A 14786-nucleotide genomic window follows, 5' to 3' on the forward strand; every position below is an offset into this window, starting at 1 on the left:
GTGCAGGAGACACTGACTACCTTTCTGTAAGTGATTCGTTGGCAGCTTTGCGCAGCGGCTTCAGCAGATAGTTCGCCACCGTCTTCTGCCCGGTGCGGATATCCACGTTCGCCACCATGCCGGGAATGATCTCGAACGGCGTTCCCTTCAGCGTCTGCGGATGCGGATCCAGCGTTTCGATCTGGACGCGGTAATACGTGATCTGCCCCTGGCGGGACTCTTCGGTCAGCGTGTCGGGGCTGATGTAGCGCACCTTGCCGCGGATCGATCCGTAGATCGTGTAGTCGTACGAATCGATCTTGATGTTCGACGGCAGGCCGAGGCGAAGGAAGGCGACATCCGACGTTCGCACCTTGGCTTCGACGATCAGCGAATCGTCGTTGGGAACGATCTCCAGCAGTTCTTCGCCGGGCTTGAGCACGCCGCCGATCGTCGTGACGCGGATGTTCTTCACGACGCCCTTCATCGGCGCGCGGATCTGTGTCGAGGCCAGCACTGCGGAACGCTGACTGAGCTGCTGCTTGGCCTGCGCATAGTCGTCACGCGCCTTGGTCAGCTCGGCCTGCGCCTCCTGCAGATACTTGTTCCGCCGAGACGTGATCTGTCCCTGCAATTCGGAAGCCTGGCGCCGCGCCTTCAGGAGTTCGGACTCGGAGGCATCTCCGGTGGTGGCGAGGCGTTCGTACGCATCGAGCTCCTGACGGGCGAGGGTGAGGCTGGCCTGCATGGAGGCGATGTCTTCCCGCAACGCGCGCTGCCGTTGATCCATCAGGTTGCGTTGCCCCTGGACGATCCCCGCATCGAGCGCGATATGAGGCGGAAACTCGATCGCAGTGCCGAGCACCTCGGCCCGCAGGCGTGCGATGTTCGCTTCCAGACTCGCGGCCTTTGCGGCGGCTTCGTCGTTGCTGGCCTGCGAACGGGTTGGATCGAGCACCGCGATGACTTGTCCTGCTTCCACCGCTCCGCCTTCCCGAACGCGAAGTTCCACGATGGCGCCGCCATCGACGGCCTGCACGACTTGGCTGCGGCTGCTGGCGATGAAGCTGCCGGCGGCATGGATCTGTTCCTCGAGCTGGGCGACGCTGGCCCACGCGCAGAAGGCGCCGAGAATCAGCAGCAGGCCGGTGGCCGCAGCCAGCGGTCCGCCGAAGCGGATGGGTTCGCTGCCTTCGAAAATCTGCTTGCGAAGCGTCATGCGCCTGCTCCGCTCGGTGCGGTGACCGAGGGCGCCGGGGCCATGCCGGCGGCGGCAGCGGCGCTGAGCGTGCGGACACGATCCGACGGTGCGTCGGCCGCAATCTTTCCGGCCTCGAGCATCATGATGCGGGTGCTGAACTTCAGCCAGCTGTTCTGATGCGTCGCGAAGATCAGCGTGTGCGTGGCGTCCAGGCCCTGCAGGTACTTGAGGAGCTTTGCTTCGGCTTCCTGATCGAGCGACGTGGCCGGTTCGTCGAGCAGCCAGATCTTCGGCTTCTGCAGCACCAGGCGGGTGAGGGCGACCAACTGGCGCTGTCCTATCGACAGGCCGAGTCCGCCTTCCGTGATCTTCAGATCCAGGCCGCGAGGATGTTGCTTGATCAGCGTGTCGAGCCCGGTCTGCGCGGCGGCAGCGGCGATTTCAGATTCCTCGGGCATCGACAGGCCCAGAGCGAGGTTGTCGCGCAAGGTGCCGGCGAACAGGCGAGGGGACTGCGGCAGGTAACCCACCACCGAGCGCAGCCAGTCACGGCGCGCCTGAAGGATGTCGATGTTGCCCACCCGCAGGGTGCCCGCCATCGGCGTCGAAAGGCCGGCCAGCAGTTTCATCAGCGTGGACTTGCCACTGCCGTTGCGACCCACGATCGCCACTCTTTCGCCCGGCGCGACTTCGAGATTGGGCAGATCCATGTTGAGGCCTAACAGAGGATCGTAGGCGTACTTCAGGCCCTCGATCCGGTAGCCCAGCGTGGGTTCGCTGCTGACCGCCGATTGTTCTTCGGTGCCGTCTCCCTTGATCGACAGCAGCCGGTTCAGGATGTCGAGCGAATACGACGTGTGCTGCCATTGAACCAGCACGTTGGTCACCACCGACAACACGCTCAACGCACGTCCCGCGAGAATCGAGCAGGCGATCAGGCCGCCCATCGACAGGTTGCCGGCCTCGATCTGATAAACGCCGGCGATGACGACGCCGAGATAGGCGGTCTGCTGAAACACATAACTCATGTGCGTCGCATTGCCGCTGATCTCGCGGATCTTCATGCCGGCTTCGGCGACACGGTCCGTGACGTGACGCCACAGCGACGAGAAGCGCCATTCGGCCGCCATCGATTTCACGGTCTCGGCGCCGTCGATGGCCTCGAACAGCAGGCCGGACCGAACTGCGCTTTCATCGGTCTGCTGCTTCTGCCAATAGACCAGGCGCTGCTTGGCGATGAATCCCAGCAGCAGGACGATCGGAATCATGATGAGCGGCGGCACCACCACGGACCACCCGCCGATCATGTAGATGATGCTCAGGAACAGCAGCGAGAACGGCAGGTCCGCCAGCGCGAACAAGGTCGTCGAGGTCAGGAAATTCTTGATCGACTCGTGATCGCGCACCTGCGCCACCAGCGTTCCGACGGTTCGCGGCCGCTGGTCCAGCCGCAGCGCCATGACGCGTTCGAGAAAGAATGTGGACAGACCGTCGTCCATGCGTCGCGTCAGGCGCTCCTGGAGCTTGAGGCGGAACGTCTTGAAAGCGAGCTCGAAGAGCATTGCCAGCACGACACCCGATGCCAGCACCCACAACGTCGAGTAGGCGAAGTTCGGCACCACGCGGTCGTAGACCTGCATCGCGAACAGCGACACGACGATCGACAGCAGATTGATCGCCAGCGTGGCGACGCCCACCTGCAGCAGCCAGGGACGATGTTCCGACAGGGCCGCTCGCATGGCGCGGCTCGCGAGCTTGGGATCGGGCGGTTCCGCCGAGTCCGTCGGTGCGGTCAGCAGGCTCCAGACGGCACGGCCAATGTCGGTGACCGAACGGGAAGCGCCTTTGCTGTCCACGACGCGGTAGTTCTTGCCCTCGGCTTCGATCGTGGTGACGAGCACGAACTGCCCGTCCACTTTCGCCCATGCGGGGAGCTGGCTGGCCTTGAGGCCATGGCTGGAAAGACGGACGACGCGATCGGACGGAAACAGGGCTTGCCAGCCGGCGGCGAGCTTGTCTTCGGAGATGGAGCCGCCGCCTCGCATGACGGTTTCAGTGCCTTGGCGCAGCGCGCGCTTCGAGACGAATCGCGAGCGCTGGCTGGCCATCAGGCTCAGCAGGCTTTCCACTACCGGCAGGTGGTCGTCTTGTTCGGGTTTGTCCCCGGCGACCTTGCTGGGCTCAAGCGAATTCATCGACCGCATCCCCGATCTGCGTATGGCGCTGCGCGCGCGCTTGGACAGCAAGAGGCGAGACCCCCAAGGCCTCACCTGGATGTAAAACCCCTGTGCGTCCTATTGTGTCGGAAGCGCTTACCGCGTGCCGCAAGGTTCCCGTAGCGCACGGGTGCAACGGGACCTGTGGTGGCCCTCGAATCGATGGTTGCTGCGCCCAGGCCTGCGGATACGGGAAGGTGCGTCCGGCGACTCCCCGGCCGTCGCTGTCTCAGCCGCCACGGTCCCGCATGATCCGGCCCTTCTCGCGCTGCCAGTCCTTCTCCTTCACGTCTGCGCGCTTGTCGTGCTGCTTCTTGCCCTTCGCAAGGCCGATCTGCAGCTTGGCGCGACCGCGCGTCCAGTGCAGGTCGAGCGGCACGATCGTGAAGCCGGCGCGTTCGACCTTGCCGATGAGCTGCGCAAGCTGGCGTTCGTGCAGCAGGAGCTTGCGCGTGCGGGTGGCGTCCGGATTCACGTGTGTCGACGCCTGCTTGAGCGGAGTGAAGTGGGCGCCGATCAGGAAAGCCTCGCGATTGCGGATCACGACGTAGGCCTCGGCGACCTGGGCGCGGCCGTCCCGCAGGCTCTTGACCTCCCACCCCATCAGCACGAGGCCGGCCTCGAAGGTTTCCTCGATGAAGTACTCGTGCCGCGCTCGCCGATTGAGGGCGATGGTGCGCTTCTCTTCGTCGGGCTCCGGCTTCTTCTTGTTGTTGTTCTTGCTTCGCGGCTCGCTCATCCCCCGAATTATACGGAGCGTGCGCGGCGGGGTTGCGCCGGGAGGCCGGAATGCTACGGTTGCCGGCATGGAATCGACGACCGAACATGTCCTCGTCGCCGACGTCGGCGGCACTCATTGCCGGCTGGCGCTGGGCCGCCGGGACCAAGGGCGAATCGTGCTCGAGAATCTGCGCGTCATGCCCACGCCGCCCGCGAACTTCGAGATCCTGGTGCGCGAATACCTGGCCCAGGCAGGCTGCCCGCAGCCGGCTGCGGTCGCGGTGGCCGCTGCCGGGCGCGTGAATTCGACGCCCGGGCGCAGATGGGTGGCCCTGACGAACACGCCGCTGGTTCTGGAGCGCGAATCGCTCGCTTCGATCGCCGGCGGACGTGCCTGGCTGGTCAACGACCTTGGCGCCGTGGCCGCGGCGCTGCCTCATCTGGCTGCCAGCGAGCTGCGAGATTTCGGTCCCGTGCGTGGCGCGCCGGGCGGGCGCCGCCTGGTGCTGGGAGTGGGAACGGGCCTGGGTGCTTCGCTGCTCACCGAGGGCGGCGAGCCGCTGGATACCGAATCCGGGCATGCGGACCTGGCGGCGGTGTCCGCCGACGAGATCGAATGGAGTGCCCGGCTGTCCACGCAGGGAAGGGTGTCGGTGGAGCACGTCCTTTGCGGCAGCGGCCTGCTGCGGCTGCACGAAGTGGTGTCGGGTGAACGTCTGCCGGCGGTCGACGCGTTGCTCGCCCGCTGGCGTGCCGGGGATCCAGATGCGCGTACGACATTGCTCGGGTTTTCCTCCTGGCTCGGCCGGGTGGCGGGAAATCTCGTGCTGAGTCTGGGAGCCTGGGGCGGTGTGTTCTTGATCGGAGGCGTCGTCGCGGGTCTGGGCGATGCGCTCGACCCGGGCGCCTTTCGCGCGGGATTCGAAGACAAGGCGCCGTTCGCCGATGACCTCGCGCGGGTGCCGCTGCAGCGCATCGTGCATCCCCAGCCCGCGTTGTTGGGAATGGCGGGGCTCGCGCTCACGAATTGAGCGCCGATTCGCCCGGCGGGACGGCTGGCTCTCGTAACGGGGCAACGAATCAACCCGTAGCCCGGACGAACTCCGGGATTCCGTTCTCCCCGATGAGAGAAGCCCGGAGTTCGCCCCGGGTGACGGGTACTCTCGTCGGTGTTCCTCCGTGAAATCCGTTGCGACGTCACCGTCACCCCGAAGATGCGTCCCTATGGGTCGGTGAAGAACCTAAACTTGTCGGATGCAGATCCGCGAAAGCAGCTTCGGCTACTGGTCGAGCCAACCGGCATTCCTGTCGGTCGCCTGCGGCGCGGCGTTGGGAATCGGGAGCAGCGCGCGCGTTCCCTATCTGATGAGTGAGTACGGCGGCTCGGCGTTCCTGCTCGTGTACGTGCTCAGCCTGCTGCTCGTGGGCCTGCCGATCCTGGTGGCCGAGTGGGCCCTGGGCCGCTGGATGCGCGACGAACTTGGCGCCGGCTTCGCGCGGCTGTCGCAGGCCTCGCACGCCAGCCGTGCCTGGCGCTGGCTGGGCCGGCTGGCCGTGATCAGCGCGGTGATGATCCTGTCCTATTACAGCGTGATCGCCGGCTGGAGCCTCGGCTATCTTTTCCGCGGGGCCGGAGGCTTTCTGGCCAACCGCGATTCGAGCGAGGCCTCGCGCATCTTCCTCAAGCTCGCCCGCGATCCGGAACGGAGCCTGGCCTGGCACACGCTGTTCATGGTCGTCGTGACCATCGTCGTTTCTTACGGGTTTCGCGACGGCATCGAGCGCGCGGCCAAGCGCATGCTGCCGGCGGTGTTCGTGCTCACGCTGATGTTCGCGCTGCTGGCGTTCTCAGTGGGCGCACCGGGCGAGGCGGTGAAGGCGATCCTGACGCCGGATTTTTCCCGACTGGGCTGGCGCGGTGTGGTCGAGGCGATCTACCAGGCGTTCTTCACGCTCGGCCTGGGTCTGGGCGTGATGATGACCTTGGGCGGCTATCTGCCGGCGAGCGTGCCGCTGGTGCGCATGGGGCTCTGGGTCATCCTGGCCGACACGATCTTCGGCATCGCCGCCGGCACCGGCCTGCTGGCGCTGCTGCTGGCAGCGGACATGCGGCCTACCAGTGGCCTGACGCTGATCTTCCAGAGCTTTCCGGAGGCCTTGCCCAATTCGGCGGCCGGCGTCTGCCTGGCCGTGCTGTTCTACCTGATCCTGTTTCTGGTCACCTTGCTGGCCGCGGCGACGCTGCTCGAACCGGTGACGCGATACCTGATGGAGCGCTATCGCCAGACGCGCGTCTTTGCGGCGATGGGGGCGGCGGTGCTGGTCTGGTTCCTCGGCATCGGGACCGTGCTGTCCTTCGGCGTCACCGCCGAGCTCCGGCTGTTCGGGCAGAACTTCTTCGAGTGGCTGCAGTTCCTGACGAGCTTCGTGATCGTGCCGATCGGCGGGCTGCTGGTCTGCGTCTACATCGCGCGCGTGCTGCCCAGGGAACTGAGCCTGGCGGTGTGGGGCCCGCGCGAGCGCCGCTTGCACGGGGCCTGGCGCTTCGCCCTTCGCTACCCGGCGCGGCTCGGGCTGGTGGTCGTGCTGTTGCACGGACTCGGTCTGCTCGACTGGTTTGCGAGCCTGTGGGCGACGACCTGAGGTGGCTGCGTGTCGAGGTGGTCTTTGCCACGGCCACCGCGCAGGAAGTTCGGCGGGTAGAAGTGCCCGAAGGCTGCACCGTGGAGCAGGCCATCCGTCAAAGCGGCCTGGAACCGGCGTTGCCGGATGAAGGCCTCAGCCGCGTTGGCGTGTTCGGGCGCTTGTGCGCGCTGTCCGATCGGGTCGCCGAGGGCGACCGGATCGAGATCTATCGGGAATTGACGGCAGATCCCAAGGCCACCCGACGGCGCCGGGCGGCGCAGAAGCTCAGGGACGGCGCTCGTCGGGGTTGACGACGATGTCGGAGTCGTTGTCGCGTGCGCTGCGCTCGGCGGCTGCGCGATCCTGCGCATCGGCCTTGATCACCGCATCGGCGTCCGGCTTCGACAATGCCCCGTCGCCCTTGGCGGGCTCGGCGCCTTCGAGGCGGGTGAGCTGGTCACCGTCGAAGAAGGCCGTGACGGTGCGCTGCGTGATTTCGCCGTAGGGCGATTTGTAGTAGCCGACGTAGTCCCAGCGGTCCGCCCGGAAGGGCGTGGCCGCCAGCGGCGTACCCATCACGAACTTCACCTGATCGCGGGTCATGCCGGGCTTGAGCTTATCCAGATCGCGCTGCTCGATCACGTTGCCCTGGCGGGTCGGCAACTTGTAGATGATCTGGCAACCGCTCAGGCCGATGAGAAGCAGGGACAGCAGCAGGACGCGCATTCGGGTTGAGTTGAGCGGAGGGTGGCGGATAATAAACCCTTATTCCTGCCCAAGGTTCCATCGTGGAATCCACTGACCTGCGTAATGCCGGCCTCAAAGTCACCCTTCCGCGTCTGAAGATCCTCGAAATCCTCGAGAGCAGGGCCACGCGCCACCTTTCGGCCGAGGACATCTACAAGGACCTGATCCAGCACGACGAGGACATCGGCTTGGCCACGGTCTATCGTGTTCTGACGCAGTTCGAGCAGGCCGGGCTGGTCAAAAGGCACCATTTCGAGGACGGCCACGCCGTGTTCGAGCTCGACCGCGGAGAGCATCACGACCACATGGTGGACATCGAGTCCGGCAAGGTCGTGGAGTTTGTCAGCGAGGAGATCGAGCGCCTCCAGCACCAGATCGCCGAGAAGCAGGGTTACGACATCGTCGGCCATAGCCTGGTGTTGTACGTGCGCCCCCGCGGCAGGGCCGCATCGGGTCGGCGCGGCTCCAAGCCGTAAAGCGCGCGCCGAGTCAGCAGGTCGCGTAGCTCGCGACCTGCTCCCCAGTTTCCCCTCTGATGGGCCGCCTCTCGGCGGCCGAGGACCCGTGTTCGCCCGCCGCGTCCAAGCCGGCGGGGGAGGCCGCGCACTCTGCATCCACCGTTACGCCGGGGCACGTATCGATTGCGCGTGCAATTGGCGTGCTCGCTGTGCTCACATGGATCCATGAAACCGACGAAAGAGCCGGTTAAACCGTCCAACGGTCGGACCGGCATGGGCATTCAGTGACAAATCGTGTCCATCGGCGGGGTTCCATTCTCAGCGTTTCATGTAATCAGATTCGAATAAGTTTCGCAAAAACAAGGACGAATACGGTAACTCCGGGGTCGTCAAGTTTGGGCATGGATGCTGCGCGATTCTCAATGGCTCGCAGATCGGCGCCATCGCGGTCTGCAAGCGGTTCAAGCGGGGGCAAAACTGAATTGCGCATCAGATGGCGAGTTGTCGGGCGCGAACAGCAATTCAGCTAACGGAACACGTTTCAACGCAGGCGCACGCTCTTAGCGAGTAGGGGATCGTCGGCGGCAGGGAGCACTGGTGTGAGGTCGCCATCAGTGAGCGGGGGCTCAAAGCAGATTCGTTTCTCATCAATGTTTTCGTTTTCCGATATCTCGGGGAGATCGTCATGCGCGTCAAAATCATCACCAAAGCCACAGGCAAAGTCCGCGAAGTCGAACTTCTCCCCGGACAGACGCTGACGATCGCCGACGGCGAACAACTGCTGATCCCCGAGAACTGGGTCGTCTCCCGTCAGGGCGACACGGTGGTGGTGCGCGACCCGGCCGACAGCACGGCGTCGACCGCGACCGTGCGTCTCGAGGACTCCAGCAACGGTCTGGTCTTCGCGGACGCCGGCGCGTCTCATGAGTCGGGACTCGGAGCGGGTGCGCTGTGGCTGCTCGGAGGCGCCGCGGGTGCCGGTGGCATCGCGCTGGCGGCGGGCGGCGGAGGTGGGGGCGGAGGTTCCGATCCTCGGGATTCCACGGCGCCCGGATCGCCCATCATTTCTGGTGTGTCCGAGGACTCCAACATCGTTGGTGACCAGATCACCAAGGACGCCACGATCACGCTGACGGGCTCCGCGGAGCCGGGCAGCCGCGTGACGATATTCGACGGCACGGTCGAGCTCGGCCAGGTCACCGCGGACGCCAACGGCAACTGGACGTTCACCACCCCTCAGCTGTCGGACGGAACGCATCCGCTCAACGCCCGTGCCACCGACGCCGCCGGCAACGTCAGCGTCGTCTCCAACGCGGTTCCGGTCACCGTCGACACCATTCCTCCCGCGCCCGGCACGCTGGCCCTCGCGGGTCGTGACGACGATGCGGACGGCAGCTTCACGCTGGTCCCGACTGGCGCGGAAGCGGGCGCTGCACTCGTATTCCAGATTTCCACCGACGGCGGAAATACCTGGACGCCGACGGGAGCTGCCCAGAACAACCTCGTGCCGGGCACCTACAGCTTCCGAGTGATCGCCACCGATGTCGCGGGCAATCAGAGCATCAGCGCCGTCCAGGGCGTGACCGTGACCGCGCCTGAGCCGGCGAATCGCGCGCCTGTGGCTGCGGACGCGGCGTTCAGTGTCAGCGAAGACGGCCCTGCTGTCTCTGGCAGCGTTTCTGCCTCTGACGCTGATGGTGACGCCCTCACCTACAGCCTTGTCGGCTCCGCTCCGGCCGGTCTGACGTTCAATTCAAACGGCACGTTCAGTTTCAATCCGAATGGCGCGTTCGAGTCGCTCGACACCAACGAAACAGCCGCCGTCACGTTTCAGTACCGGGCTAATGATGGCCAATTGAGCAGCAATGTCGCGACAGTGACGCTGACGGTCAACGGTGCGAATGATGCGCCGGTTGCAAACAACGACAGCCTCAGCACGGTTCAGAACATCCCGGTCGCCTTCTTGGCCACTCAGTTGTTGGGCAACGACTCCGATGTAGACGGCGAAGCCCTGAGTGTCGCCAGTGTCAGCAGCGGCACAGGAGGCACGGTCGCGCTCGATGGCGGCGTGATTACGTTCACGCCTACGCCTGGGTTTGTAGGCCTCGCCACCTTTACCTATACCGCCACGGACGGCACCGCTACTTCGAATTCGGCGACCGTGTCGGTCTCGGTGGACGCCGCTCCGCCCCCTCCGAACGCCCCGCCTGTTGCGATCAACGGATCGCAAGCGGTTGGGGAGGATGGCCCGGCCCTCTTGGGCAACGTCACGGCCGTGGACCCCAACGGCGATTCGCTGACGTACAGCATCGTGGGTCAGGCGCCGCAAGGCCTGGTGCTGAATCCCAACGGCAGCTTCACGTTCAATCCGGGCCAGAATTATCAGTTCCTGAACAACAACGAGTCGACCACGGTCGCGTTCCAGTTCCAGGCCAGCGATGGTCAGCTCAACAGCAACGTAGGGACCTTCACGATCACCGTGAATGGGGCCGATGAAGGAGGAGAAGGCGGAGAAGGCGGAAACGTGGTTCCGTTGGGAGGAGCTGACAGCTACACCACTCTCGAAGACACGGCACTGGTGGTGACGACGCCCGGCGTGCTTGCCAACGACACCGATGCAAACGGCGATGCGCTGGCGGCAGGGCTGATCACGGGGCCGGCTCACGGCGGCCTGGTCCTCAATGCAAACGGCAGCTTCACCTACACGCCGGCCGCGAATTACGCCGGCCCGGACAGCTTCATCTATTTCGCCAGCGACGGACAGGGCGTCAGCTCGCCGATCACCGTGTCACTGACAGTGACGCCGGTGAACGATCCGCCGAGCTTCTCGCATCTGACGAGCCACACGGTGAATGAGGATGCAGGTCCGCAAACGGTGGCGGACTTTGCCACCTCCATCAGTGCAGGTCCGGCAGACGAGGCGGGCCAGACGCTGACTTTCAACGTGGTCGCCAACTCGAATCCGTCGCTCTTCAGTGTGGCGCCGAGCATTTCGGCGGACGGCACGCTGAGCTACACCCCGGCGGCCAATGCCAACGGCACGGCCACGATCTCGCTGAACCTGTCGGATGACGGAGGCACCGCGAATGGCGGTAGCGGCACCAGCAACACGGTGACCTTCGTCATCAACGTAAACCCGGTGAACGATGCGCCGGTGGGAGTAACGGACGCCTACAACGTCACCCAGAGCCAGCTCGTCGTGACGCTACCGGGTGTACTGGGCAACGACACGGATGCCGAGGGCACTTCGCTGACGGCGACAAAGTTGACGGATCCTGCGCACGGGACGTTGGTATTCAACCCCGATGGCACGTTCGTCTATACGCCGGCTTTCGGTTTCAGCGGCATCGACAGCTTCACGTATCAGGCCGGCGACGGAGCCCTCGACACCGGCGCCGTGACGGTGACGCTGAACGTCACGACGACGAACGTCGCCCCGGTGGCGGTGGCGGACATCTATGCGGCGACGGAAGACACCCCGCTGGTCGTGCCGGCGGCGGCCGGTGTGCTGGCCAATGACACCGATGCCAACGGAAACGCCCTAACGGCTTCGCTGGTGGATGCGCCCACCCAGGGCTCGCTGACGCTGAACGGCGATGGCAGCTTCACGTACACGCCGGCTGCGAATTACAACGGTCCGGACAGCTTCACCTATCGAGTCTTTGATGGCGCGGCCTTCAGCGATCCGGTGACGGTGACGCTGAACGTCGGCGCGGTGAACGATGACCCGGTGGCCAACGACGATGCGGCGACGGTGGCCGAGGGCGGCACGATTGCCTTGATCAACGTATTGGGCAATGACACGGATGTCGACAGCACGCTGGTAGCGGCGTCCATCACGAGCTTTACGCAGGGTGCGAACGGTGCGGTGACGAAGAATCCGGACGGGACGTTCATGTACGTCCACAACGGTTCGGAGACGCTGAACGACAGCTTCACCTACACCCTCGATGATGGTGCAGGCGGCACGGATACGGCCACGGTCACCGTCACCATTACGCCGGTGAACGATGCGCCGGTGGCAGCGGCGGATACGTATGCGGCGACGGAAGACGCTCCGTTGACCGTCGCGGCGCCGGGTGTGCTGTTGAATGACACGGATGCGGAAGGCAGTTTGCTGACGGCGGTTCTGGTCACGGGACCCGTCAGCGGCAGTCTGACGCTCAATTTGGACGGCAGCTTCACGTACACGCCGAATGCCAATTTCAATGGCACGGACAGCTTCACGTATCGGGCCGCTGATGGGACGAGTTTCAGCACGCCGGTGACGGTGACGCTGAATGTCGCGGCGGTGGACGATGCACCGGTGGCGGTGAATGACAGCGTGACGGTGCTCGAAGACAGCGGTCCGACGGCGATTGCGGTGCTGGCCAACGACACGGATATCGATGGCGGCCCGATCTCGATCACGTCGATCACGCAGCCTGCGAACGGCACGGTGGTGATCACGGGTGGTGGCACGGGGCTGACGTATGCGCCCAACGCGAACTACAGCAACAACGGCGTACCCGACATGTTCACGTACACGTTGAGTGGCGGATCGACGGCGACGGTGAGCGTGAATGTCACGCCGGTGGACGATGCACCGGTCGCGGTGAATGACAGTGTGACGGTGCTCGAAGACAGCGGTCCGACATCGATCCTGGTTCTCGCGAACGACACCGACATTGACGGCGGGCCGATTTCGATCGCGTCGATCACGCAGCCGGCGAACGGCACGGTGGTGATCACGGGTGGCGGCACGGGCCTGACGTATGCACCCAACGCGAACTACAGCAACAACGGCGTGCCCGACACGTTCACGTACACGTTGAGTGGTGGATCGACGGCGACGGTGAGTGTGAACGTGACGCCGGTGGACGATGCGCCGGTGGCGGTGAATGACAGCGTGACGGTGCTCGAAGACAGTGGTCCGACGGCAATTGCGGTGCTGGCCAACGACACGGATATCGACGGTGGCCCGATCTCGATCACGTCGATCACGCAGCCTGCGAACGGCACGGTGGTGATCACGGGTGGTGGCACGGGCCTGACGTATGCACCCAACGCGAACTACAGCAACAACGGCGTGCCCGACACGTTCACGTACACGCTGAGCGGCGGATCGACGGCGACGGTGAGCGTGAATGTCACGCCGGTGGACGATGCACCGGTCGCGGTGAATGACAGTGTGACGGTGCTCGAAGACAGCGGTCCGACGGCGATTGCGGTGCTGGCCAACGACACGGATATCGATGGCGGCCCGATCTCGATCACGTCGATCACGCAGCCTGCGAACGGCACGGTGGTGATCACGGGTGGTGGCACGGGCCTGACGTATGCACCCAACGCGAACTACAGCAACAACGGCGTGCCCGACACGTTCACGTACACGCTGAGTGGCGGATCGACGGCGATGGTGAGCGTGAATGTGACGCCGGTGAACGATGCGCCGGTGTTGGGCGGTCTGGGCAGCACGGTGAGCTACACCGAGAACGCTGCAGCCGTAGTGATCGACAACAGCATCACGCTCGCGGACGTGGACGACACGCAGATGGCGTCGGCGTTGGTGACCATTTCGGCGGGCCGGACGACGGGCGACCTGCTCAATTTCACCAACCAGAACGGCATCACGGGCAGCTTTAACGCAGGAACAGGTGTTCTGACGCTGACGGGAACGGCGTCGACGGCGAATTATCTGACGGCTCTGCAATCGATCACGTTCAGCAGCACGAGCGATGACCCGACAGCGAACAATACGGCGACGAGCCGTACGATCAGCTGGACGGTGACCGACGCCAACTCGAGTGGCGTGGGCGCGGCGACGAGCACGACGCAGACGTCGACGATCAACGTGACGGCGGTGAACGATGCGCCGGTGCTGGGCGGTCTGGGCGGCTCGGTGGGTTACACCGAGAATGCTGCGGGCGTGGTGATCGACAACAGCATCACGCTGTCGGACGTGGACGACACGCAGATGACGTCGGCGACGGTGACCATTACGGCAGGTCGCACGACGGGCGATCTGCTCAATTTCACCAACCAGAACGGCATCACCGGCAACTACGTCGCTGCGACGGGCGTGTTGATACTGACGGGTCCAGCGACGACGTCGGATTATCTGGCGGCCCTGCAGTCGATTACGTTCAGCAGCACGAGCGATGATCCGACGGCAAATGGAACGGCGACGAGCCGCACGATCAGCTGGACGGTGACCGACGCCAACTCGGATGCAGTGGGCGCGGCGACCAGCACGACACAGACCTCCACGATCACCGTGACGCCGTTGAACGATGCGCCGGTGCTGGGTGGTCTGGGCGGCTCGATGGGTTACACCGAGAATGCTGCAGCCGTGGTGATCGACAACAGCATCACGCTGACGGATGCGGACGACACGCAGATGGCATCGGCGTTGGTGACCATTTCGGCGGGTCGGACGACGGGCGATCTGCTCAACTTCACTAATCAGAATGGCATCACGGGTAATTACGTTGCCGCTACGGGCGTGTTGACGCTGACGGGAACGACGTCGATTGCCAACTATCTGACGGCCCTGCAATCGATTACCTTCAGCAGCACGAGCGATGATCCGACGGCGAACAACACGGCGTCTAGCCGTACGATCAGCTGGACGGTGACCGACGCCAACTCGGATGCTGCGGGCGCTGCGACGAGCGCGACGCAGACCTCGACGATCAATGTAACGGCGGTGAACGACGCGCCGGTGTTGGGTGGCTTGGGCGGCTCGGTGGGTTACACCGAGAATGCTGCGGGCGTGGTGATCGACAACAGCATCACGCTGACGGATGCGGACGACACGCAGATGGCATCGGCGACGGTGACCATTTCGGCGGGTCGGAC

The 14786-nt window shown here is 64.6% G+C and carries 9 protein-coding genes; 5 read left to right on the forward strand and 4 right to left on the reverse strand.

The window, feature by feature from the left end; all coding sequences use genetic code 11:
- Positions 1–16 precede the first annotated feature (16 nt).
- From DFR24_RS02710 to smpB, 3 genes are all read right to left on the reverse strand, one after another.
- The gene (locus tag DFR24_RS02710) at positions 17–1198 is read right to left on the reverse strand and encodes an HlyD family type I secretion periplasmic adaptor subunit (RefSeq protein WP_133879805.1); all 1182 of its coding nucleotides are present in this window, start codon (positions 1196–1198) and stop codon (positions 17–19) included.
- Entirely contained in the window at positions 1195–3375 is a 2181-nt protein-coding gene (locus DFR24_RS02715) for an ATP-binding cassette domain-containing protein (protein ID WP_162850997.1), read from the reverse strand. The genes DFR24_RS02710 and DFR24_RS02715 overlap by 4 nt, the downstream gene beginning before the upstream one ends.
- A 250-nt stretch (positions 3376–3625) precedes the next feature.
- Positions 3626–4135 (reverse strand): SsrA-binding protein SmpB, encoded by a 510-nt coding sequence (smpB, locus tag DFR24_RS02720; RefSeq protein WP_133879807.1) that lies wholly within the window; start codon positions 4133–4135, stop codon positions 3626–3628.
- A 67-nt stretch (positions 4136–4202) separates the two neighbouring features.
- On the opposite strand from smpB, the gene DFR24_RS02725 reads away from it, so the two are divergent.
- The 3 genes from DFR24_RS02725 to DFR24_RS02735 all read left to right on the forward strand — a co-directional run bounded on the left by DFR24_RS02725 (position 4203) and on the right by DFR24_RS02735 (position 7052).
- A complete protein-coding gene (locus DFR24_RS02725; RefSeq protein WP_162850998.1) occupies positions 4203–5147 on the forward strand; it encodes a glucokinase in 945 nt (314 codons plus the stop codon).
- Positions 5148–5370: 223 nt separating this feature from the next.
- The gene (locus DFR24_RS02730) at positions 5371–6759 is read left to right on the forward strand and encodes a sodium-dependent transporter (RefSeq protein WP_133879809.1); all 1389 of its coding nucleotides are present in this window, start codon (positions 5371–5373) and stop codon (positions 6757–6759) included.
- A 5-nt stretch (positions 6760–6764) separates the two neighbouring features.
- The gene (locus DFR24_RS02735) at positions 6765–7052 is read left to right on the forward strand and encodes an RnfH family protein (protein ID WP_133881435.1); all 288 of its coding nucleotides are present in this window, start codon (positions 6765–6767) and stop codon (positions 7050–7052) included.
- Here the strand turns inward: DFR24_RS02735 and DFR24_RS02740 are convergent.
- Complete coding sequence (locus tag DFR24_RS02740; protein ID WP_133879810.1) at positions 7027–7467, reverse strand: outer membrane protein assembly factor BamE; 441 nt, start codon at positions 7465–7467, stop codon at positions 7027–7029. The genes DFR24_RS02735 and DFR24_RS02740 overlap by 26 nt on opposite strands.
- A 62-nt stretch (positions 7468–7529) precedes the next feature.
- Here DFR24_RS02740 and fur point away from each other — a divergent pair, with 62 nt between their 5' ends.
- Positions 7530–7964, forward strand: a complete 435-nt coding sequence (gene fur, locus DFR24_RS02745) for a ferric iron uptake transcriptional regulator (RefSeq protein ID WP_133879811.1) — start codon at positions 7530–7532, stop codon at positions 7962–7964.
- A 667-nt stretch (positions 7965–8631) separates the two neighbouring features.
- Positions 8632–14786: Ig-like domain-containing protein (locus tag DFR24_RS02750; RefSeq protein ID WP_133879812.1), on the forward strand; the 6155-nt coding region annotated here is incomplete at its 3' end.

Origin of the sequence: Panacagrimonas perspica (assembly GCF_004364935.1) — a bacterium.
Taxonomy (GTDB): Bacteria; Pseudomonadota; Gammaproteobacteria; order Nevskiales; family Nevskiaceae; genus Panacagrimonas; species Panacagrimonas perspica.